The 21,299-nt window shown below is 48.6% G+C and carries 28 protein-coding genes, 1 tRNA gene, 1 rRNA gene and 1 other RNA gene; all 31 read left to right on the top strand.

The features are described 5' to 3' along the window. Positions 1 to 5 precede the first annotated feature (5 nt). The gene (locus E4665_RS16920) at positions 6 to 854 is read left to right on the top strand and encodes a PhnE/PtxC family ABC transporter permease (RefSeq protein ID WP_135349991.1); all 849 of its coding nucleotides are present in this window, start codon (positions 6 to 8) and stop codon (positions 852 to 854) included. A gap of 179 nt (positions 855 to 1,033) precedes the next feature. Then, positions 1,034 to 1,480 (top strand): phosphonate C-P lyase system protein PhnG, encoded by a 447-nt coding sequence (phnG, locus tag E4665_RS16915; protein WP_135349982.1) that lies wholly within the window; start codon positions 1,034 to 1,036, stop codon positions 1,478 to 1,480. Further along, positions 1,467 to 2,093, top strand: coding sequence for a phosphonate C-P lyase system protein PhnH (phnH, locus tag E4665_RS16910; protein ID WP_135349981.1), 627 nt, complete (start codon positions 1,467 to 1,469; stop codon positions 2,091 to 2,093). Before phnG ends, phnH begins: the two co-directional genes overlap by 14 nt. Then, the gene (locus E4665_RS16905) at positions 2,093 to 3,214 is read left to right on the top strand and encodes a carbon-phosphorus lyase complex subunit PhnI (protein WP_135349980.1); all 1,122 of its coding nucleotides are present in this window, start codon (positions 2,093 to 2,095) and stop codon (positions 3,212 to 3,214) included. Before phnH ends, E4665_RS16905 begins: the two co-directional genes overlap by 1 nt. A 4-nt stretch (positions 3,215 to 3,218) precedes the next feature. Further along, the gene (locus tag E4665_RS16900) at positions 3,219 to 4,079 is read left to right on the top strand and encodes an alpha-D-ribose 1-methylphosphonate 5-phosphate C-P-lyase PhnJ (RefSeq protein ID WP_241654944.1); all 861 of its coding nucleotides are present in this window, start codon (positions 3,219 to 3,221) and stop codon (positions 4,077 to 4,079) included. Next, positions 4,072 to 4,920 (top strand): ATP-binding cassette domain-containing protein, encoded by an 849-nt coding sequence (locus E4665_RS16895; protein WP_135349978.1) that lies wholly within the window; start codon positions 4,072 to 4,074, stop codon positions 4,918 to 4,920. The genes E4665_RS16900 and E4665_RS16895 overlap by 8 nt, the downstream gene beginning before the upstream one ends. A 10-nt stretch (positions 4,921 to 4,930) precedes the next feature. Continuing rightward, entirely contained in the window at positions 4,931 to 6,118 is a 1,188-nt protein-coding gene (gene phnM, locus E4665_RS16890) for a phosphonate metabolism protein PhnM (protein ID WP_135349977.1), read from the top strand. Positions 6,119 to 6,127: 9 nt separating this feature from the next. Next, on the top strand, positions 6,128 to 6,751 hold the full coding sequence (locus E4665_RS16885; protein ID WP_241654943.1) for a DapH/DapD/GlmU-related protein: 624 nt from the start codon (positions 6,128 to 6,130) through the stop codon (positions 6,749 to 6,751). Positions 6,752 to 6,755: 4 nt separating this feature from the next. Continuing rightward, positions 6,756 to 7,460, top strand: coding sequence for a phosphonate C-P lyase system protein PhnL (phnL, locus tag E4665_RS16880; RefSeq protein WP_135349975.1), 705 nt, complete (start codon positions 6,756 to 6,758; stop codon positions 7,458 to 7,460). A gap of 6 nt (positions 7,461 to 7,466) precedes the next feature. After that, a complete protein-coding gene (locus E4665_RS16875; protein WP_135349974.1) occupies positions 7,467 to 7,907 on the top strand; it encodes a GNAT family N-acetyltransferase in 441 nt (146 codons plus the stop codon). Then, a complete protein-coding gene (locus tag E4665_RS16870; RefSeq protein ID WP_135349973.1) occupies positions 7,904 to 8,758 on the top strand; it encodes a PHP domain-containing protein in 855 nt (284 codons plus the stop codon). Before E4665_RS16875 ends, E4665_RS16870 begins: the two co-directional genes overlap by 4 nt. 233 nt (positions 8,759 to 8,991) lie before the next feature. Continuing rightward, positions 8,992 to 9,417 (top strand): DMT family transporter, encoded by a 426-nt coding sequence (locus tag E4665_RS16865; RefSeq protein WP_135349972.1) that lies wholly within the window; start codon positions 8,992 to 8,994, stop codon positions 9,415 to 9,417. Between the two features lie 26 nt (positions 9,418 to 9,443). Beyond that, complete coding sequence (locus E4665_RS16860) at positions 9,444 to 10,142, top strand: Crp/Fnr family transcriptional regulator (RefSeq protein WP_135349971.1); 699 nt, start codon at positions 9,444 to 9,446, stop codon at positions 10,140 to 10,142. A gap of 17 nt (positions 10,143 to 10,159) precedes the next feature. After that, positions 10,160 to 10,609 (top strand): DMT family transporter, encoded by a 450-nt coding sequence (locus E4665_RS16855; RefSeq protein ID WP_135349970.1) that lies wholly within the window; start codon positions 10,160 to 10,162, stop codon positions 10,607 to 10,609. A 34-nt stretch (positions 10,610 to 10,643) separates the two neighbouring features. Further along, positions 10,644 to 11,336 carry a YjjG family noncanonical pyrimidine nucleotidase gene (locus tag E4665_RS16850; protein WP_135349969.1) on the top strand — a complete coding sequence of 231 codons (693 nt, stop codon included), beginning with the start codon at positions 10,644 to 10,646 and terminating at the stop codon, positions 11,334 to 11,336. Positions 11,337 to 11,480: 144 nt separating this feature from the next. Beyond that, on the top strand, positions 11,481 to 12,149 hold the full coding sequence (locus E4665_RS16845; RefSeq protein WP_167815237.1) for an RNA polymerase sigma factor: 669 nt from the start codon (positions 11,481 to 11,483) through the stop codon (positions 12,147 to 12,149). A gap of 44 nt (positions 12,150 to 12,193) precedes the next feature. Next, positions 12,194 to 12,778 carry an ATP-dependent Clp endopeptidase proteolytic subunit ClpP gene (gene clpP / locus E4665_RS16840; RefSeq protein ID WP_135349967.1) on the top strand — a complete coding sequence of 195 codons (585 nt, stop codon included), beginning with the start codon at positions 12,194 to 12,196 and terminating at the stop codon, positions 12,776 to 12,778. A 164-nt stretch (positions 12,779 to 12,942) separates the two neighbouring features. Then, positions 12,943 to 13,500 carry a biotin transporter BioY gene (locus E4665_RS16835; RefSeq protein WP_135349966.1) on the top strand — a complete coding sequence of 186 codons (558 nt, stop codon included), beginning with the start codon at positions 12,943 to 12,945 and terminating at the stop codon, positions 13,498 to 13,500. Positions 13,501 to 13,575: 75 nt separating this feature from the next. Next, entirely contained in the window at positions 13,576 to 13,755 is a 180-nt protein-coding gene (gene sspK / locus E4665_RS16830; protein WP_135349990.1) for a small acid-soluble spore protein K, read from the top strand. 4 nt (positions 13,756 to 13,759) lie between these two features. Beyond that, positions 13,760 to 13,909 carry a YpzG family protein gene (locus E4665_RS18250; RefSeq protein WP_167815236.1) on the top strand — a complete coding sequence of 50 codons (150 nt, stop codon included), beginning with the start codon at positions 13,760 to 13,762 and terminating at the stop codon, positions 13,907 to 13,909. A 240-nt stretch (positions 13,910 to 14,149) separates the two neighbouring features. Continuing rightward, a complete protein-coding gene (locus E4665_RS16825; protein WP_135349965.1) occupies positions 14,150 to 14,791 on the top strand; it encodes a Bax inhibitor-1/YccA family protein in 642 nt (213 codons plus the stop codon). 143 nt (positions 14,792 to 14,934) lie between these two features. Beyond that, complete coding sequence (uraA, locus tag E4665_RS16820) at positions 14,935 to 16,200, top strand: uracil permease (RefSeq protein WP_135349964.1); 1,266 nt, start codon at positions 14,935 to 14,937, stop codon at positions 16,198 to 16,200. 131 nt (positions 16,201 to 16,331) lie between these two features. Then, the gene (gene tadA, locus E4665_RS16815) at positions 16,332 to 16,805 is read left to right on the top strand and encodes a tRNA adenosine(34) deaminase TadA (RefSeq protein ID WP_135349963.1); all 474 of its coding nucleotides are present in this window, start codon (positions 16,332 to 16,334) and stop codon (positions 16,803 to 16,805) included. Between the two features lie 82 nt (positions 16,806 to 16,887). After that, a tRNA-Ser gene (locus E4665_RS16810) sits at positions 16,888 to 16,980 on the top strand. 21 nt (positions 16,981 to 17,001) lie between these two features. Next, positions 17,002 to 17,267: signal recognition particle sRNA large type (gene ffs, locus E4665_RS16805), an RNA gene on the top strand. A gap of 195 nt (positions 17,268 to 17,462) precedes the next feature. Beyond that, positions 17,463 to 19,172: a DNA polymerase III subunit gamma/tau gene (gene dnaX, locus E4665_RS16800; RefSeq protein WP_135349962.1), complete on the top strand. Its 1,710-nt coding sequence runs from the start codon at positions 17,463 to 17,465 to the stop codon at positions 19,170 to 19,172. A gap of 17 nt (positions 19,173 to 19,189) precedes the next feature. Then, positions 19,190 to 19,504 (top strand): YbaB/EbfC family nucleoid-associated protein, encoded by a 315-nt coding sequence (locus tag E4665_RS16795; protein WP_135349961.1) that lies wholly within the window; start codon positions 19,190 to 19,192, stop codon positions 19,502 to 19,504. 111 nt (positions 19,505 to 19,615) lie between these two features. Continuing rightward, on the top strand, positions 19,616 to 20,212 hold the full coding sequence (gene recR, locus E4665_RS16790; protein WP_135349960.1) for a recombination mediator RecR: 597 nt from the start codon (positions 19,616 to 19,618) through the stop codon (positions 20,210 to 20,212). Between the two features lie 65 nt (positions 20,213 to 20,277). Continuing rightward, positions 20,278 to 20,496, top strand: coding sequence for a YaaL family protein (locus E4665_RS16785; RefSeq protein WP_135349959.1), 219 nt, complete (start codon positions 20,278 to 20,280; stop codon positions 20,494 to 20,496). An 84-nt stretch (positions 20,497 to 20,580) separates the two neighbouring features. Then, positions 20,581 to 20,832, top strand: coding sequence for a pro-sigmaK processing inhibitor BofA family protein (locus tag E4665_RS16780; RefSeq protein ID WP_167815238.1), 252 nt, complete (start codon positions 20,581 to 20,583; stop codon positions 20,830 to 20,832). A 340-nt stretch (positions 20,833 to 21,172) separates the two neighbouring features. Continuing rightward, positions 21,173 to 21,299 (top strand): 16S ribosomal RNA (locus E4665_RS16775); the annotation flags it as partial.

Genomic DNA, 21,299 nt, shown 5'->3' with positions numbered 1-21,299 from the left:
TGAAAATGATCAGAACGGCAGGCCCTGCGCTGACAGGCCGGGATCCGTTTACTGCGAAACGGATCAGAATAAAATTATTGACCCGGTCTGCTCTTGTTATTCGAATGACCATACTGATGCTGGCTTTGCTGACCCTTCTTGGCTTTCTGACGTTCAACTATCAGGGAGTGAATTTTTTCAAAGGTGTGGCAGCTACATTATCTAATTTCAAGGTTATATTCATTCAGCCCGCGTTCGCCCATGTGACTTTTCAGGGGGCAATCGGCGAACTGCTGATCACACTGTCTCTAGGTATACTGACGACGCTGCTCGGAGCGGTCATTGCCCTTTTCCTGAGCCTTTTCGCCGCTAAAAATTTGTCGAACCGGATGACATCCAACATTGTCAAGGAGCTTGTCGCGATCATCCGGGCGGTGCCGACCGTTTTATGGGTGTTGATTTTTGCGGTGTCCGCGGGCCTCGGAAGCGTTGCCGCGGTTATCGGCATGTCTTTTCACTCCATCAGTTATCTGACAAAAGCTTATTCCGAGTCGTTTGAAGAAATGGATCGGGGGACGATTGAAGCGCTAGAGGGGTGCGGAGCAAGCTGGTGGCAGATCGTCTGGCAGGCGGTGATTCCGTCTTCCCTGACATCCATGATTTCCTGGACGTTTATCCGCTTTGAAGTCAATTTCGGTGTCGCCGTCGCGATGGGAGCCGCTGCCGGTGCGGGCGGGATCGGCTACGATATGTTTATGGACAGTTCGTATTATTATAATCTTCACGAGATGGGTGCCATCGCTTACTTTATACTGATTGTCGCGATGATCCTGGAGTACGGGTCAGTAAAAATAAAAGATAAAATCAGGGCCTGACGTCAGGCCTTCAGTTCATCCGGCTGTTCGTTGACACAGTCGGATTTTTATTTACGGTTCGAAAAACGAAAAATTGATAGGTAAATTAACGGTAACTTTACAAATAGTTAACTTTTGGCACTTATCAACAAGATATAGTTCAAGTGCAGACGAGATAAAAGGAAAGAAGGTTTTGCTCAATGACTGAGATGAGTAAACGGCGCTTAAGTAAAATTCTCGTCACTAGTGACCTGTCGCTGCTGAAAAAGATTTCGGGTCAGGCGGAAACACTGGCGGAGATCCGGGTTGAGAGAGCGCCCCAAACCTCTCTTGTGATGATGAAGGCGAAAGATTCAGTGTCGACACAGCCTTTTTACATGGGGGAGGCGCTTGTCACTGAATGTACGGTATCGATCAGCAACACATTTGGCATCGGTGTTGTCATCGGAGAGCAGCCGGAGCGCGCCTACCGGATGGCGGTCATTGATGCAGCCTTTAACGTGGGACTGCCGATCGTTAAAGAGTGGGAGGCACTGCTCATCACTGAGGAAGCACGCCTTGTCGAGCGACAGAATATGGAAAGCGCCAGAGTATCTGAATCAAGAGTCAATTTTGACACGATGGGGGAATTCCATGATCAACACTAATTTGTCCCATTTTGATGAAGTGCGGGATACACAAATGATATACCGGCAGCTGCTCGACTGTATGGCGCGACCGGGAAAAATAAATTCAGTATTACAGTACATTCAAAAAATCGACGCGGATTTGCCGTGTTCACCGAGAGTATTCATGATGGCCGCTACACTACTTGACCGCGAAGTCACTTTCCATCTCCTTTCTCAGAAAAAGGAAGACGCCGTACGTTTCATCGAATGGAGGATGAGAAGCCGGCAGGGAGAGATGAATCAGGCAGATTATCTTTTTATTGATCTGCGGGTTGATCCCGTGGAAATTGATGAAATGATGGACGTGATCCGGGTAGGCACGCTTCAGAATCCTGATCAGAGCGCGACCTTGATTCTGTGTGTTGACGATCTTTCAGATCAAGCGGATCTGCCGCTTGCGCTCAGACTCCGGGGACCCGGTATCCAAGAGAAAAAAGAGCTCTCGATTGCCGGAATGGATCCTGAGTGGTTCAGAAAGCGGCGGCAGATCAATGAGGAGTATCCGATCGGCTGTGATTTCATATTGATTTCTGCGACCGGGAAGATGGCCGCTTTGCCACGGACTACTCTGGTTGAAAGTGAGGGATTGTAATGGGCTATGTTGCCGTTACAGGAGGACAGGCGGCGATTGAGACCGCCAATAGTCTGACCCAGTGGTATCGTCTGAAAGATTCGGACCGTTCTCTGAAAGTCGAAGATATTGAGCACCAAATGCGGCAGCTAATCAACCGGGTCATGGGCGAGGGTGGTTTGTATGCGCCGGAGTACGCAGCGATTGCCGTGAAGCAGGCTGAAGGAGATCCGGCCGAGGCCGCATTTTTGCTGAGGGCCTATCGATCCACTCTGGCGAGAAATTACTACTCGGAAACGATTAAGCCTGAAAAAATGCGCGTGATCCGCCGGATTTCATCATCATTCAAAGATATCCCGGGTGGGCAAATTCTCGGACCGACTTATGATTATACGCACCGTCTCCTGAATTTTGATTTGCGGGATGAAGATCACCGGGATGCGTTGAATCAGATCCTGGATCGTCTTTCTATAGACCCGAAACATAAGTCTGAAAAACTTACATTTCAGAAAGTAACCGATCTTTTGAGGGCACAGGGGCTGGTCGGCAATCCGGATCCACAGGAACAAGAGCCCTTTGATATGACCCGTCAGAAGCTCACGTTTCCCGCCTCACGATCGGCGCGGCTTCAGGCACTGTCTCGGGGCGAGACTGGCGCGATGACGGCACTGGCCTACAGCAGCCTACGCGGTTACGGCGCGGTGCACCCGACAATCGGTGAACTGCGTGTCGGTTATGCCGAGGTGGCGATCGCTTACCCTTATGATGAAAAAGAAAGTTTGTATATCGGTGAAATGATGCTTACAGAAGTGGAAACGATTAATTCTTTCACTCTGAATGATGACGGGGCAATCACTTTCCGTCTGGGCTATGGTCTGGTCTTCGGGCAGAATGAAACGAAAGCCATTGCTATGGCGATTCTGGAACAGAGCCTGGAAACAAAAGGGAAGAGCCCGACACAGGATGAAGAATTTGTTCTCCTGCATATTGACAGCGTCGAAGCGAATGGTTTTGTTTCACATCTGAAGCTGCCCCATTATATTACGTTCCAGTCCAAATTAGACGTTCTCCGCCAGTCCCAAAAAATATCTGTGGAAAAAAAGAAGAATGAGACGCGAGATTTCAAAGGACAGGAGGTGTGACGGCGTGGATTTTCAGCTCTTGCAAACATATAACTACGCATTTCTGGATGAGGGATCGAAACGCGAAATTCGGCGCGCGGCGTTAAAGGCCGTAGCCATTCCGGGCTACCAAGTTCCCTTCGCTTCCCGGGAATTACCGATCGGCCGCGGCTGGGGTACCGGAGGATTGCAGCTGACCCTCTCGCTGATCGGTGACGGCGACTGCCTGAAGGTGATCGATCAGGGCCACGACGATAGTGTCAACGCTGTGAGCATCAAGAAACTGGTTCAGACGTGTACACGGATCACGACGACAACAGATTCCGAACAGGCAACAATCATTCAGACGAGGCACCGGATCCCGGAGGTACCGCTTCGCAAGGATCAGATTCTTGTGCTTCAGGTTCCGGAACCTGAGCCGTTGCGCCGCGTTGAACCCCGGGAAAAAGAAACAAAACGCCTCCACGCGGAAATGGATTACAGCAGCATCTGGCTGCGGCTGTACGAAGACATCGTTAGATGGGGAAAAATCACGATTGGTCCTGATTATCCTGCAATGGCAAACCATCGCTATATTTTTAATCCAAGCCCGATTCCCCGGTTTGACCTGCCGAAACTAAATCGGGCGGCAGGACTCTATCTGTTCGGAGCAGGCCGGGAAAAGAAAATATATGCCATCCCGCCTTATACTGACGTGACACCGCTGGCTTTTGAAGATTACCCTTTTGAGACGGAACATTTTGAAGGATGTGCGTGCCGGCTTTGCGGCAGCAGGGACACTTTTCTGGACGAGATCTATGACGAGAGAACAGGGGAGAAAGTTTACCAGTGTTCCGATACTGGAAACTGCCGGAAAAGGCAGGAAGGGAGACATTCAGATGAGTGACCTGACTGATCGACCGATTCTCAACGTTCGTGATCTGAACAAAAGATTCGGAAGGGGATGTGTCCATTGCCGGAAACCTGAAGACTTGCCCGGTTTGAGCAATCGCTGCCCCTACTGTGGAAGCGTCTGGGCCTGCATTCACGTCAGCTTTGACCTGTATGAAGGTGAGATTCTCGGGATTGTCGGCGAAAGCGGATCGGGGAAAAGCACTTTGGTCAGAAGCCTATATTTTGATGCACCCGTAACTTCCGGAACCGGAGAGATCGCGAGTTTTAAAGAGGGTAAGGCTAATATTTTTACAGAATCCGCCCAGCAGAAACGCTATATAAAAAATTATCTGATGGGCATGGTTTATCAGAACCCCTGGCTGGGCCTGAAGATGGATTTTTCAAGTGGGGGAAATATTGCAGAGAAATTGATTGCCGCCGGTAATTTCAATGTTCATCAGATCCGTCAGCGCGCTTCCAAGCTTCTTGATCATGTTGAGATTCCTCTGACCCGAATGGATGAGAAGCCGGTCCATTTCAGCGGCGGGATGCAGCAGAGGGTTCAGATCTCTAAAGCGCTGGCCAATAATCCGTCGATCCTCTTGCTGGATGAGGTAACGACGGGCCTGGATTTATCGGTTCAGGCACGCGTTCTGGATTTGATTCGCAGGATTCAGCGTGAAAGCCACACTGCGATGATCGTCGTGTCTCACGATCTGGGCGTCATCCGCATGCTCAGCGACCGGACCATTGTCATGAAACAGGGTCGGTTCGTGGAAAGCGGACTGACTGATCAGATTCTTGAAGATCCGCATCATCCCTATACTCAATTACTCGTCCAATCTTTGTTGTGAGGTGCAGAAGATGAAAATCTATCATGGAAAAATTGTCACACCTGACCAGATTATCGAACAGGGGACGCTGACTGTTGAAGATGGAGCCATTACGGCGATCGATCGAAAAGAACCGGACAGGATTGAGCCCGGCGACATCGACGCTAAGGGCAGCTGGGTGATGCCCGGGATCATTGATTCGCACAGTGATGCGATTGAAATTGAAATGGAGCCGAGGCCGACAAGCAAATTTCCGATTGATCTTTCTTTTTTTGAATTGGAAAAGAAGCTCGCAAGTGAGGGAATTACGACAATCTTTCACGCTGTTTCTCTGATGAAACGCAATACAGTCCGGTGGCCGAGACAAAACGAAACGGTCTTTGAACTGATCGATGACATCAACCGGCTGGCTAAGGGAAGCCACTTGATCAGGCATAAGACGCATCTTCGCTACGAGATCGCAAATGTGGATGCGGCAGGTCAGGTTGCCGGCCTGATCAGGGAAGGAAAGATTGATGAACTGTCCCTGACCGATCATACGCCTGGTCAGGGCCAATACCGGGACCTTGAAGTACAGAGGCGTCTGCTTGTCGGACTTCGGCACTATTCGGAACAAGAGGCCGATGAGATCATCCGGGAAACGATGCATCAGGCCAAGCTGGATCCGGAAACGATCAGGGAGCTCGCTTATCTGGCGTTCCGAAAGGGAATCCCTGTTGCCTCCCATGACGACGATACTTTGGAGAAGCTTGAGATCATTCACGGCTGGAAGGCGTCAATCAGTGAGTTTCCGATCACGCTTGAGGTTGCCAGAAGTGCGAAGGATATGGGGCTGTTTGTGGTCATGGGTGCGCCCAATCTTCTGCTTGGGAAATCGCACAGCAACAACCTGTCGGCAAGAGAGGCGGTTCGTGAAGGGCTGGTCGATATGATGTGCTCGGATTATTACCCGTCTTCCCTTCTCCACGCGGTCTTTGAACTTCACTATGAGTTGGGCATGACGCTTCCGCATGCGGTCAATATGGTGACCTTAAATCCGGCCAGGGCAATGAAACTCAATCACATTCTTGGTTCAATCGAAACCGGAAAAAAAGCAGATTTGCTGATCGTTGCTGAAAGCGGGCAGAAACCGGTTCTGCAGACTGTAATTGTGGACGGTAAAAAAATCTGCGAATTAAGTTATCTGGATCCGGAGCATGTGGATACTTTCGCGGAATAGGTGATGAATATGACAGAACACAGGCTGCTGAGTGAACAGCCAACCATCGATCCAAGCGCAACGGTGATCAACTGCCGCTTGGGCAGCTGGACTGACATAGGGCCGAATACAAAAATAGAAGAAACAGAATTCGGTGATTATAGCTACACGGATGGAGACGCGACGATTATTTATTCAACCATAGGCAGATTCTGTTCGATTGCTTCTCATGTCCGGATCAATCCCGGCAATCATCCAATGTGGCGGGTGACGCAACATCATCTGACGTACCGGAGGATCAGATATCAGTTCGCGGACACCGATGATGAAACGATTTTTAACTGGCGGAGGAGCCATAGAGTCACGATCGGCAATGATGTTTGGATCGGTCACTCGGCGACCATCATGCCCGGGGTCACGATCGGAACCGGCGCGGTGATTGGCGCCGGATCTGTAGTGACAAAGGATATCGAACCCTATACAATTGCCGTCGGTGTTCCCGCGAAGCCTTTGCGTCTTCGGTTTCCTGAACCTGTCATTGAGGCGCTTCTGAAAAGTCAGTGGTGGAACTGGGATCGCAGCGAACTGGAAGATCATTTTCATGAATTGTGCGATGTCGATTCCTTTCTGAAATTAGTTCATGAAGGAAGGTGATTATATGAATGAGATGCTTCGGGTGGATCAACTGCAAAAGGTTTTTACGATGCACCAAACTGGACAGAAGAGGATTGTGGGGTGCGACCACATCAGTTTCTCAGTCCGAAAGGGTGAATTTCTGGGCATTACAGGTAAGAGCGGGGCGGGAAAGTCAACCATTTTGAAGTGCCTTTACAGAACGTATCTGCCTACGGGAGGACATATTTTCTACGCGTCCCAGCAATTCGGAGCCATTGATCTTGCTAGCGCGGATGAAAGAAAAATCATCGTGATCAGGGAAAAAGAAATCAGCTATGTATCGCAGTTCCTAAATATCATGCCACGGGTCACGGCGCTGGAATTTGTGATGGAATCGCTGCTCGAACTGGGGGAAACCGTATCTTCTGCGAAAAAGAAAGCAGAGGAAATGCTCGATCATTTCATCATTCCTGAAATGCTCTGGGACACCTTTCCCAGAACGTTCAGCGGCGGCGAAAAATTACGGCTGAATCTGGCACGGGCGATGGTCAGGCAATCGAAGCTGCTGCTCCTTGACGAACCGACAGCTTCCCTTGATCAGGCGTCGAAGGAAACAGTCAGAGAGCGGATCAACGAACTGAAACAGAACGGGACAACGATGATCGGAATTTTTCACGATTTGGATTTTATGGACTCCGTCGTTGACCATAACTATAAGCTCGAATCCGGGGTTTTGAAGGAGGTGTGACCGGCTATGGCCCTCACTCGTGAATTGAAACAGGAAGAAATCGGCGACTATCTTCATCTTTTATGTGAGCTGGATGACCAGCATATGATGCCCGAAGAGGAGGCGCGGCTGCTGTATGATAAAATCAGCCGGTATCCCTTTTATAAAACTTATTGCGTTTGTTTGGAAGAGAGGATTGTCGGCACCTACACACTGATCATTCTTGACAATTTTGGACATGGCGGGTTGAAGATCGCTATTGTTGAGAATGTCGTTGTTGCGCCGGATGCACGCCATTCTGGTATCGGGCGGGAAATGATGGATGACGCCATGCAGCGCGCAAGAGATAACGGTTGTTACAAACTCATGCTTTCCAGTGATATAAAAAGGACGGGCGCGCACGCGTTTTATGAAAACCTGGGCTTTCAGAAGCACGGGATTAGCTTTAGAACGGAGTTGAGAAAATGACCATCGATCTGCACTGCCATACCAATGTATCGGATAACTCATTTTCCATTGAAGAAGTCCTTCACATTGCTCAAAGAAATCATGTCGATCATTTGGCGATCACCGATCATGACACAACAATCGGACTCCATCAGGCAATGAATTTAGGGAAAAGCAAGGGTCTGGACATTATTCCAGGCATCGAAATCTCAGCCTATGATTTTCTTCGCGACAGGCGCGCGCATATCCTCGGTTTATTTGTGAAACCCGGTCATCCGGCTCTGGAAAAGCTTTGCCGTCCGCTCAGGGAAGCGCGACAGGCTGCCTCGCGGGAGATGGTTGAAAAATTAATTCAGGCAGGTTACGAAATTGAGTGGGAAGAGGTTTCCAAACTTGCGGAAGCGGGAACAGGTGTATACAAGCAGCATATTATGCACGCTTTGATTAAGAAAGGGTACACGAGTTCTGTTTACGGAAATCTGTACAAAAAACTTTTTTCCAGAGGGGAGTCCAAAGGCGTGGCTTTTGTCCCCATCCGGTACCTTGAGGCGACCGACGCGATTCAGGCAATCAGGGAAGCGGGAGGCGTTCCGGTACTTGCTCACCCTGGCCAGTTTGATAATTTTTCTGCGGTCGCCGACTGGGTACGCGCAGGTCTGGAGGGGATTGAAGTCCATCATCCTCTGAACAATGAGCAGGCTGAGCAAAAAGCGCGGGATCTGGCCGATAAGTATCATCTGATTCAAACCGGAGGCTCCGATTTTCACGGCTTTTATACCGACACGGACTCTGTTCCGGGATCAAGAAGCACGGAACCGGCCTGGTTTGAAGCGTTGAAAATCCGGAGAGATCTTGTGCGGGCCACTGAATAGCCTGGCCTGAATGGAGCCGGCTGATCCAGTCAGTTGCGCACTGCCTGACTTTTAAACTGATGGTCCGAGCCCCCTCTGGGCCATAATATACATTACGGAGGCCTCTTTAAGTTTGGAGGTCTTTTTTTTTCACTTCAAGAAAGCATTAAAATTATTTAGGACATATGTCCTTTTCCAGTGATCCGGATACCCGTTTAATAAAAATAAAGGAAAAAGCGAATTGAGGGGAGAAAATGAAAGGGAGCTTGTATGCTTTTTTAGCCGGAGGGTTTATTACACTCCAGGGTGTCGCAAACGCGCGGATCAGCCGGGATATCGGTACCTGGCAGACGGCAGCGATGACACAGTTCACGGGATTTATCGCGGCTCTCTTTATCCTGATCCTTGTCCGGGACGGTCATTGGAAAATGTTCAGCCAGATCAGGCCTTTGTATTTATGCGGCGGCGCTCTGGGGGCAGTGATTATTTTCAGTAATGTCACGGCGATACATCAAATTGGAGTCACGCTTTCCATATCTTTTCTGCTTATTGCCCAGCTGGGCCTGACTTTTTTAGTCGACAGCAATGGCTGGTTCGGTGTTTCAAAACAAAAAATGGATCGATCACAGTTTATCGGCATTGCTGTGATGATTGCGGGAGTAGCTATTCTTGGATTCTAGATGTTCCGGCTGGAGAGGACTCATTCATGAAAGAAATCAGGGATAATGAACAAGTGAAAGCTTATCTGTCGGCTTTCCGGATCGAATCCGTTTTCAATGATCAGATTGTGCCGCACATGTCACTGTACCAATTCGATCCAGGTGAGTCCATTTGCGGTCAAGGGGATGTCGCACAGCATCTATTTGTTCTTGTTAAAGGAAAAGTAAAAATCTATACGACGTCACCGGAAGGAAAGACGCTGATCCTGTCCTTTAAAATGCCTCTTGAGATCATTGGCGATATTGAATACGTACGGGACAGTGATTTTATTAATACTGTTGAAGCGGTGTCGTCGGTTTGCATGATCGGTGTGGATGACCACTGGCTAAAAAAATATGCGGACAATGATCCTGGATTTCTGCGGTTTTTGCTTGAGATCATAGCAAGAAAATTTTACATTAAGTCCAATTCTCTGAGTTTTAATCTGATGTATCCGGTGGAAGTCCGTCTGGCCAGTTATATTTTATCTGTTTCCTTTGACGCGTCTGATGATCAGTTCAAAGGGTGGCTGAACAGCGCAAGCCTGACCGACGCGGCCAACCTGATCGGCACCAGCTACAGGCATCTGAACCGGGTAATCCGAAAGCTCTGCTTGGAAGGCCTGATTGAGCGGAAGAAAGGGCGCATTCTTGTCAGGGATAGAAAGGGATTAAGTGCGCTTGCCGGGCGGAATCTTTACGAATAATATGGGGAGGGAGTTTAATGGTTTTAGGCTTGATTATGGCACTGATGGCCGGTTCACTGGTCTGCATGCAAAATATTTTTAACAGCAAAGTCAGTGAGCGCGCCGGATCATGGGCGACGACGGTGCTGGTTCTGGGTCTTGGCTTTCTGGCATCGCTGATGATCGGTCTCGCTTTTGAAGGAGGTCGGCTCTTCGCTCTGCACCATATGCAGTCATGGTATGGGTTCAGCGGATTGATCGGCGTGGGCGTGGTGATCTGCCTGGTGCAGGGCATCCGAAGACTTGGACCGACATACGCTGTTTCGATTGTACTGACTTCACAGCTTTTATTTGCTCTGTTGTGGGATTCTCTGGGCTGGTTCGGCCTGACTCAGGTCCCGCTGACTTTCAGACAAATACTGGGTGTACTGGTCATCATCGCCGGAGTTATTATTTTTAAATTCAGCGGTGAAAGAAGAGCGGCGTAAAGTTTAAGATCAAGATTTCAATTGGAGGCAGATTTTGAAAAAATACCGGACTTTGCTCTTTGACGTGGATAATACGCTATTGGATTTTGACGCGGCGGAAGATGCGGCACTGCACCGCTTGTTTGAAGATCAGAACTTTTCATTGACCAGAGAAGTCGAAGCGGATTATAAAAAAATTAATCAGGGTCTGTGGAAAGCGTATGAAGCGGGGAGAATCGATCGCGATGAAGTGGTGAATACCCGTTTTTCACTTTTATTTAAAGAGCACGGCAAAGAGGTTGACGGTGTGGTTCTTGAAAAAAAATACCGCAACTATCTTGATCAGGGGCATCAGCTGGTGCAGGGCGCTATTGAACTAATTACGGATCTGAAAGATCAATACGACTTGTTCGTTGTCACAAACGGCGTTTCCGCGACGCAGGACAGACGCCTTCGCGATTCGGGATTGTTCCCGCTGTTCAAAGATATTTTTGTCTCGGAAGCCACGGGTTTTCAGAAACCGATGAAGGAATACTTTGAGTATGTCTTTGCAAGAATCCCCCATTTTTCAGCGAGACAGGCGCTGATCGTCGGAGACTCTCTGAACTCAGATATTAAAGGCGGGCAGCTGGCGGGACTGGACACCTGCTGGTTCAACCCGGATATGAAGCCTAATGATACGCTGCCGGATCCGACTTATCAAATTCAGAAGCTGGATGAGCTGAATGGGATTCTGGATGCGTTATAAAATTGTAATTTCTTGGCTATGGTAAGGTTTTTGTATATGATAGAGGGTACAAGAGCATAAATTTTAAAAAAAATTTTGTTTTGTAACATAACCGGAATGGTTTTCGTTTATTTCTTTGAACACCCGGGTGAAGGAGGGCGGTCTATGGAATCCCAGCAGCAGATAAGTGACTCCCGCTTTGAGGAAAGATTTAAGCCGTACATGGCGCTGATACGCCGTTACTGTGTGTCGCTCGCCGGTTCGTCCTGGGACGGCGATGATTTATTTCAGACTTCAATGATCAGGCTTATAGGCGCGTGGAGAAAGAAGCCGGACCGGCCGATTACCAAAGCGTATCTTTACCGGATCATTTCCAGCGCCTGGATTGACGGGCACCGAAAAGCTTCCGTTGACGAGACGGTGAAGGACTCCTTTGAAGACCATGCTGTCCCGAGAGCTGACAGAATAAATGAGGATGCTCTGATACAGGGCGTAAAACGGATGATCAGTTGTCTGACGCCGAAACAGTCTTTAGTATTTATGATGCTTGCCGGCTGGACAATGGCCCCTGCCGAGGCGGCCGAACATACCGGAGAGACGGAGGGAAATATCCGCGTGATTTATCATCGGGCGAGAAAAAAGCTCCGAGCTGCCGGCATGAAGAAAGTGTCCCGGGAGGCAGATCAGCGGGCACTGCGTTACGCGGATGCTTTTCAGAGCAGGGATCCGGCACGTCTGCTTCAGCTTTATTGGGAAGAATCCGGGAGGCAAGTCCAGCCGCTTCAGATGGTTCGCACTTACCGGCGTGCGGATGGTATCCGGATGGCGGCGTAAACATCGGTCAATTATAAAAAAGAACGTGTACAGGAGGAAAACTTATGTCATTTTTTATACCTTATGTCATTGAACAATCAAATCGTGGAGAACGGTCCTACGATATTTATTCACGTCTGCTGAAAGATCGTGTGATCTTTCTCGGATCGGAAATTAACGATGAGCTGGCCAATAGTATTGTTGCCCAGCTGCTCTTTCTCGCGTCTGAAGATCCGGAAAAAGATATTTCGATTTACGTCAACAGCCCGGGTGGATCGGTTTCAGCGGGATTCGCTATTCTTGATACGATGAATTTCATCAAACCGGACATCCAGACAATTTGTGTCGGTATGGCCGCTTCCATGGCGTCTATCATCCTGACTTCCGGGACCAAGGGCAAGCGTCTGTCGCTCCCCAATGGTGAAGTGATGATTCACCAACCGCTTGGCGGCGCCCAGGGGCAGGCTAGCGATATTGAAATCAGTGCGAAACATATTTTAAAAACAAGGGAAAAGTTGAATAAGATTCTCTCCGATACCTCAAACCGTACGCCTGAACAAATTATTCAAGATACCGACCGTGATAACTTTCTGACGGCGGAAGAGGCTAAAGAATACGGCTTTATTGATAAAATTATTACAAAACTGTGATAATCGATTTAAGGGTTTCATGAAACATCCGGAGCACTGTGCTTCGGGTGTTTTTTATTTGTCACTTAATATATGTTAACCATTTTTTATTTTATGTTGACATATATTCCTTCTCTTAATAAAATTAGAACCGTTGACTGATTCAAACTAGGGGGAGAGAAAATTTGAAAACAAAAGAGCTTGTTGAAATAGCCTTATTTGCCGCGATCCTTGGCGTGCTTGGTTTCCTTCCGCCGATTCCACTGCCGTTCACACCGGTTCCAATCACACTTCAGAATGTCGGAGTACTGATGGCGGGCATGTTCCTGGGTATCCGGGCCGCGACTTCCAGCATGGTGCTGTTTGTCCTGCTGGTGATCGCAGGAGCTCCGATTCTCGGCGGCGGACATGGCGGTGTCGGCGCAATTTTCGGTTCTGTCAGCGGTGGCTTTGTTTTAGGATGGATTGCTGAAGCGTTTGTGATTTCACTGATTTTGTCCTTTTCCAAAAAGCCGCCGGTTTGGCTTTTAATCGTTGCCGGCTTAGCTGGCGGCATCGTTGTTCTGTACCCGATCGCGACTTTGTGGCAGGCCGCGCTGATGCATGTTTCCTGGTGGAGCGCTCTCGCGATGGATGCCGTTTTTATTCCCGGCGACGTGATCAAGACGGTTTTTGTCGCATTGCTTGCCGTTCAGCTGCGGGAAAGAGTGGGGGGTCCGGGCCGCGCATCATCACAAATCTGAAGAGCATTTCCTCATATTTTTCCGAAAGGTACACATACTAAAAACACCCTTTAGAAAAAGGAGGTTTTTACTTTGGTGGATCAGCCGGGAACAACGTTCAGCGTGCGGGATGATGAAGAAACATGGCCGGGTGCAAAGGAACAGTACGCGTCGAAGCGTGCCGACGGATCGATTAAAGACCACCCCGGTGAACGCATGTTTTCCGCACACACGAAGCAGCGGAAAGATCAGAATCATGATCATGCGGAGGGATGAGCTAGTGAAAAAGAAACCGGATTTAACCAGCGAAATGATTAATCCGATCGCGAAATCCCATGCGATGTATACGAAGAGCCAGGTGAATGGCGAAACGCAGCTGACGCAGGCAGGCAAGATTCTGAAAGTGAGCGCCAGGCACCATCAAAAGTAATGAACCGGATAAAGGGCGGAAAGAGCGGTACCCGTGGTAAGCGGGCCGCTCTTTTCATTGCAGACGATCCGGGCTTATTCAGATTATTTTTGATTTTTCGGACTAAGATTGTATAATGGATGTAAGCCTTTTAATAAGATTAAAAGAGAAATGGTCTATAAAAAATTATTTCGTGGATGAGAAACTTTAGTGATTTTTCAAACGTATTATTATTACAAGCCTTAAGAAGGGATGTCGATTATGGAAAGTTTTTCAACCGGGGCTTTAAGAAAACCCTACTCTAAATTGTTTGGCGCATTTTTTTCAGGACTGCTTGCATCGGCTGTGGGCGTTTATGCGGGTCAATTTTTGCCGGACATTCTCAGACTGCCACTTTGGATTGTTGAACTTGTTCTCATATTCGCCATGATGGCTGTAAGGAAGCGCCGGGCAGTCAGTTATCTGATGATGTATACCTTCATGCTGATTTCCGGAATGGTCATGTACTCAGCTTTGTTCTATTACACCGGGCTCCTGGGCGCAACAGTAGTGTTGCAGGCTTTTACGGTCACAACTGTTTCCTTTGGTGCGATCGCCGTTTTCGCGATGGTCAGCAAGCGCGACTTTACATTTCTGGGCAATTTTCTGTTTCTTGCGCTGATCGCCCTTGTCATCATTCCGATTGTCGGGATCTTTATCCCATTTTCAAGCACGACGATGATGATTTATTCCGGGATGGGTATTCTGATTTTTGTCGGTTACACGCTGTTTGATTTCAGCAGGCTGACGGTGCATGGATTCACGGATGAGGATATTCCGATGATTGTGGTTTCGATTTATCTGGACTTTATCAACTTGTTCATGTATATTCTTCAGTTCATCGGCATCGGGTCGAAGAACTGAGCAAATTAATCATTGATGGCTCTTTAAGAGATCGGAGAGTGCGCGGGCACTCTCCTTTTTTTGCGTTTTTTTTCATCTTTCTGGCTTGTCCCAATTCAGTTATACTGAATAGGGGTACGAATGATAAATTGGAGGAGATGTTTGTGGCGCAACGCGTTGTACAAGTTAATGAAAGGTTGCCTTTACTTGAAAGTATTCCTTTAAGTTTCCAGCACTTATTTGCTATGTTCGGATCAACGGTTCTTGTTCCGCTTATTTTTAAAGTTGATCCGGCGACGATCCTCCTGATGAACGGAATCGGCACATTGATTTATCTGCTGATCTGCCGGGGGAAAATACCGGCTTATCTGGGATCCAGTTTCGCTTTTATTGCTCCGGTTCTTTTTGTTATCGGAAAGAGCGGCTACAGTGCGGCACTGGGCGGGTTTATCGCTGTCGGTGTGGTGTTTATCCTTGTTTCTTTGATCGTGCATCTGGTCGGAACGAAATGGTTGGATGTCGTTTTCCCACCTGTCACAATGGGTTCAATCGTGGCGATTATCGGGCTGCAGCTCATTCCGACGGCGGCTCAGAGTGCCGGTCTGATTGCTGCGGCAGGTCAGAAATGGACACCGAATGCAGCAACACTGACCGTTTCTCTTTTGACAGCGGGGATCACGCTTCTCGGCTGGGTTCTGTTCCGTGGATTTTTCAAGATTATTCCGATTTTGATCGGTATCGTGTCCGGTTATATCATTGCCATATTCGCCAAGCTTGTGAATTTTGCGCCGGTTGCCGAGGCCCATTGGATCGCGCTGCCAACTTTTTATAAACCGGAATTCGACTGGACAAGCATTTCCGTTATCGTTCCTGCGGCTCTGGTTGTTATCGCCGAACATATCGGCCACTTGATCGTTACCAGCAATATTGTCGGCAAGGATTTGCTGAAGGAGCCGGGTCTTGACCGTTCGATTTTAGGAAATGGTATTTCAACCGTAATCTCCGGCTTTGTCGGTTCAACTCCGAATACAACGTATGGTGAAAATATTGGCGTCCTGGCCATTACAAAAGTTTACTCGACATGGATTATCGGCGGGGCGGCAGTGGTCGCCGTCTGCCTCTCATTTATTGGAAAATTGTCTGCACTGATCACAACGATTCCGCCGGCTGTTGTCGGTGGCATTTCGCTGATTCTTTTCGGCGTCATTGCGACAAACGGTTTCCGGATTTTCGTTGAGTCCAAAGTGGATTTTTCAAAATCGCAGAATATCATCTTGAGCACAGTGATTTTTGCGACCGGAATCAGCGGCGCGACGATCAATATCGGTCTGGTCCCTTTTAATGGTATGGGTCTGGCGACAGTTGTCGGCGTCCTATTGAGTCTGTTCTTCGCGCTAATCAATAAACTTCACTGGTCTAATGAAAATTAAACCAGCGTCAATCTGAAGCATAACACGCAATCCAGCGGCACCCATTCAGGGTGCCGCTTTTTTCGGGGAAATTTGTGTAACCGGAAATAATCCGCTATACTTCTGCTCAGGATCTGAAGGGGTGGCGAAAAATGGCAGCAGACGATGAAAAATATATGACACTGGCGATTGCTGAAGCGAAAAAGGCGGAGGCCATCGGTGAAGTGCCGATCGGCGCAGTGATTGTAAAAGACGGCGAGGTTATCGCGCGGAGCTCTAACAGGCGCGAAACGCTGCAGGAACCGACTGCGCACGCTGAACTGATGGCCATTGAGGAAGCCAGCCGCAGACTCGGAACGTGGCGCCTGTCTGGCTGTACGCTGTATGTCACACTAGAACCTTGCCCGATGTGCGCGGGGGCCATTGTGTTATCGCGAATCGGCCGACTGGTTTACGGCGCTCCGGATCCGAAGGCAGGTTGCGCGGGAACTTTGATGAACCTGGTTCAGGACGATCGCTTCAACCACCGAGCCGATGTCGCTGCCGGCGTGCTGGAAGAAAAGTGCGGCGTGCTGCTGACAAATTTTTTCAGAAAACTGCGAGACAACAAGAAGATGGGTGGGTAAACGTTACCACGATGAATCTAATACAAGCTTGTATCGGCCATTGTTTTATGTTAAACTAGTCACCGTTACGGAATTTGGCTGTGGAGGCGTACCCAAGTGGCTGAAGGGGACTGACTCGAAATCAGTTAGGGCGTCGTTCGGCGCCGCGGGGGTTCAAATCCTCTCGCCTCCGCCATTAATTTTGTTATAAAATTAGCCGTGCTAGACGGGGAGGCAGCGGTGCCCTGTGACTCGCAATCCGCTACAGCGAGGTTGAATTCCTTTTCGAGGTTTGTGCGATGTGAGGCAGCCTCAGGCACGTGGTGTTGACGTCCGGGTCCCGCGCAACGGAAACTCATGAACCCTGTCAGGTCCGGAAGGAAGCAGCAGTAAGTGAGACCTTTCGTGTGCCGCGGGGTTACCTGGGCTGAGCCGGCGATCTGAGAAGCGCTTATGGCGCCCTTATCGACAAAAGGTGCACGGCGTTAAAATAATAAAGTTCAAGAGCTATCGGAAAACAATTTTCGATAGCTCTTGTTTTATGAACGGAATCATCAGCAGAAACATTTTTAACTGACAGGCAGAAGGGGAACCACAGTTCACTTCACCGGCTGTTACCGTTATAATGAATCTATGCAATGATAAAGCCTGCTTTTTTACGGTAAAGGGGGATGAATTTTGGCCTATCAGGCGCTGTACAGAGTGTACCGGCCTCAGACTTTTCACGACATCGCCGGACAGCAGCATATTACACAGACGCTGCAGAATGCTCTGATCAAGCAGCAATTTTCCCACGCTTATCTCTTTACCGGACCGCGCGGGACAGGAAAAACCAGTGCAGCGAAAATTCTGGCCAAGGCGATCAACTGTGAGCACGCGCCTGTCGCCGAGCCATGCAATGAATGCGCCGCTTGCCGCGGGATTACAGACGGCACGATTGCCGATGTGATTGAGATTGACGCAGCGTCAAATAACGGAGTCGACGAGATCCGGGAGATACGTGATAAAGTAAAATATGCGCCCAGTGAAGTGCGCTATAAAGTGTACATTATTGATGAAGTGCACATGCTGTCGACAGGCGCGTTTAACGCGCTTCTGAAAACACTGGAAGAGCCACCGGAACATGTTGTCTTTATTCTGGCAACAACCGAACCGCAGAAAATACCACTGACCATTATTTCACGCTGCCAGCAGTTCGATTTTCGACGCATCCCATCATCGGCCATTGCAGAGCGTCTGAAATATGTGGTCAGCGACCAGCATATTGAAGCAGAGGATGAAGCGTTGCAGTTAATTGCCAGGGCCAGCGAAGGCGGTATGCGCGACGCACTTAGTGTACTGGATCAGACGGTAGCGTACAGCGAAGGAAAAGTGGCTGTTCAGGACGTGCTTGATGTGACGGACATGGTTTCTGACGAGCTGGTCCGAGGACTGACTCAGGCTCTTGACGCGCATGACGCCGCGACGGCGATCACTAACACTTCGGCACTGCTTGACGAGGGCAAAGATCCGCTCCGATTAATTGAGCAGCTGATTTATTACTATCGCGATCTGTTGCTTTATCAGACTTCGCCTGATCTGGAAGATATTCTGAGCCGTCCGCATGTCGACGACAGTTTCCGGGAGCAATCGAAAAATATTCCGGCGGATCGGCTGTATGACGTGATCTGGCAATTAAATGATGCTCTTTTGGAAATGAAGCGTACCAACCATCCGCGAATTTTTCTGGAAATGGCTGTCGTCAGGCTTTGCCGGTTGACGGAGCAGGCTGTGCAGGGCGCTCAGCCCGCCGCCAATCTCGACCCGCTGGAAAAAAGGGTCGAAGCGCTGGAAAAGCAAATGAAAGAACGTCCCGCGCCAGCCGCAGGCGAGGGAGACCTGCCTGTGCAGCAGCAACCGTCCGCCCAAAACAGCATCCGCAGATCGGTAAAAAGTGGGAATCTCCGCCTGCCAATGGCGAAAATCAGCCGGGTGCTTGACGAAGCGACAAAGGATGAACTGACTGAACTCCGCTCCGCGTGGGGGGAGGTCATGTCAAGGGTTCGCGCAAAGGATGTGGCCGCCAATGCTCAATTGCTCGAAAGCCAGCCGGTGGCCAGTTCTCCGGATGGCTTTATCCAGGCTTTTAAGTATAGCATCCACTGCGAGATGGTCATGGATGCAAAAAGCCATACTATAGAGATGGTACAGTCCATTCTGCAGGATGTCCTTCATAAGGAAAAAACAATGTATCCTGTTCCTGAAGAAACATGGGAAAAGCTGAAAAAAGATTACATCCGAAGGTCCAAAACCCCGGAAAAAGAATCGGGAAATCAGCAGCAGGAAGACCCATTGATTGAAGAAGCAAGGAAACTGGTTGGAACTGACTTACTGGATATAAAAGATTAACCTTGGAGGCGATTCATATGATGCGAGGAAACATGAATAACATGATGCGGCAGATGCAGAAAATGCAGAAGCAAATGGCGGAAGCGCAGGAAAAACTAAAAGACGAATTTGTTGAAGGGACTGCCGGCGGCGGAGTAGTCACAGTAAAAGCAAACGGACACAAACAAATTGTCGACATCGCCATCAAGCCCGAGGCGGTTGATCCTGAGGACGTGGATATGCTCCAGGACCTAATCCTTGCCGCCGTGAATGACGCGCTGACGAAGACAGATGAACTGGTTAATGAGAGACTTGGAAAATTCACAAAGGGATTGAATTTACCAGGAATGTAATTTTCCGGTACCCGAAACAAATTTGATGAGCGGCGGATTCCGTGAACCCGATGATCGGATAGCGGAATCCGCTGCTGGTTATTTAGCACTTTTATAGGAGGCTGCTCTGCCATGCAATATCCTGAACCCATTGCGAGATTGATTGAAAGTTTTATGAAACTTCCGGGAATCGGGCCTAAGACAGCAGTCAGGCTTGCCTTTTTCGCAGTGGAAATGAATGAAGAAGACGTTATGGACTTTGCACGTTCTCTGGTGGATGTCAAAAGGAAACTGGTGTATTGTTCTGTCTGTCAGAATATCAGCGACCATGACCCTTGCCAGATCTGCGACGATTCGTCCCGCGATCACTCAACAATCTGTGTTGTCCAGGATCCAAAAGATGTCGTGGCACTGGAAAAAATGCGTGACTATCACGGCGTCTATCATGTGCTTCACGGAGTCATTTCACCTATGGACGGGATCGGACCGGAAGATATCAAAATTGCCGAACTGATCCGTCGTCTCGAGGATGAATCGATCAAGGAAATTATCCTTGCGACCAATCCAACGGTGGAAGGGGAAGCAACGGCGATGTATATTTCCCGTCTTGTCAAACCAATTGGTGTAAAAACGTCACGTATCGCTCATGGGCTTCCTGTCGGCGGGGATCTTGAATATGCTGATGAGGTGACTTTGTCAAAAGCTCTTGAAGGGCGAAGGGAACTTTAATTCGGGCTGAAATTTAACGGATATTTAATGGGAAACCCGATGCGTTAATCTGGAGGGTGGTTGCTATGTTCGGACGGAAAAAAGGTTTGCTAAAGAAAGAAATGACAGATTCACTTCTGGAATCACTGTCGCGCTGTAAACAGGATTGGATGACAAAAAGAGATGTCATCGAACCCAGCATCGACCCTTCGGAAGAAGTACTGTATCAGCTGAAACTTGCAGAATCTAGGTATCTGTTTCTACTAAAAGAAGTTCGCGCGCAAAAAATTCATATAGGAAACTGATCGTTCTAAACGGGACGGGCCTCCATATGCTTTATAGAGAAGTCTTGGAGAAGGGGGTCTGTTCCTTTGACTGGTTATCTGTTTATGATTGCCGGAGTGCTCATACTATTCTTTTTTATGATTGTTTTCGGGCCTTCATTTCACCCTGTGCGATGGGGTGGCAAACTGTTGGTGCGTTTACTGATTGGAGTGTTTCTTCTTTTTCTGCTGAATGTCGTCGGTGAATCGTTCAGTCTGCACATTCCCATTAATCTTGCGACAGTGTCGGTCAGCGGGTTACTTGGTCTCCCTGGTATTGCCGCGCTTATATTAATTAAATATACGACCGGAGTCTGAGTCTAGGAAAAATAAATGTTGACGAATAATCGGCAGGATGATAATATATCTCTTGCCGTGTTTTTCAGAGAAAAATTAATTCTTGACAAGAGACTGATAGAATCATATAATATTTCTTGTCGTCAAAAACGGCTGTGAAAAAAAGATGTTGACTTCTTAAACACAACATGTTATCATTTAAAAGTTGCTGTTACGAAAGAAGCGACACGGAATGTTCCTTGAAAACTGAACAAAAGCCAAGCGTGATATAAAGGGTAAACCCCTTATGTCAATTCAATTTTGCTGAGGATCGAATGAACGAAGAAGAAACAAACGGAAGCTGCGGTTTCCGATGCACTATTTTTTGGAGAGTTTGATCCTGGCTCAGGACGAACGCTGGCGGCGTGCCTAATACATGCAAGTCGAGCGCACAGAAGGGAGCTTGCTCCCGGAAGTGAGCGGCGGATGGGTGAGTAACACGTGGGCAA

This window comes from Sporolactobacillus shoreae (genome assembly GCF_004684935.1).
Classification (GTDB): Bacteria; Bacillota; Bacilli; order Bacillales; family Sporolactobacillaceae; genus Sporolactobacillus; species Sporolactobacillus shoreae.
Note: the sequence above shows the minus strand (reverse complement) of the source record. Positions and strands in the feature narration are given on the sequence as shown.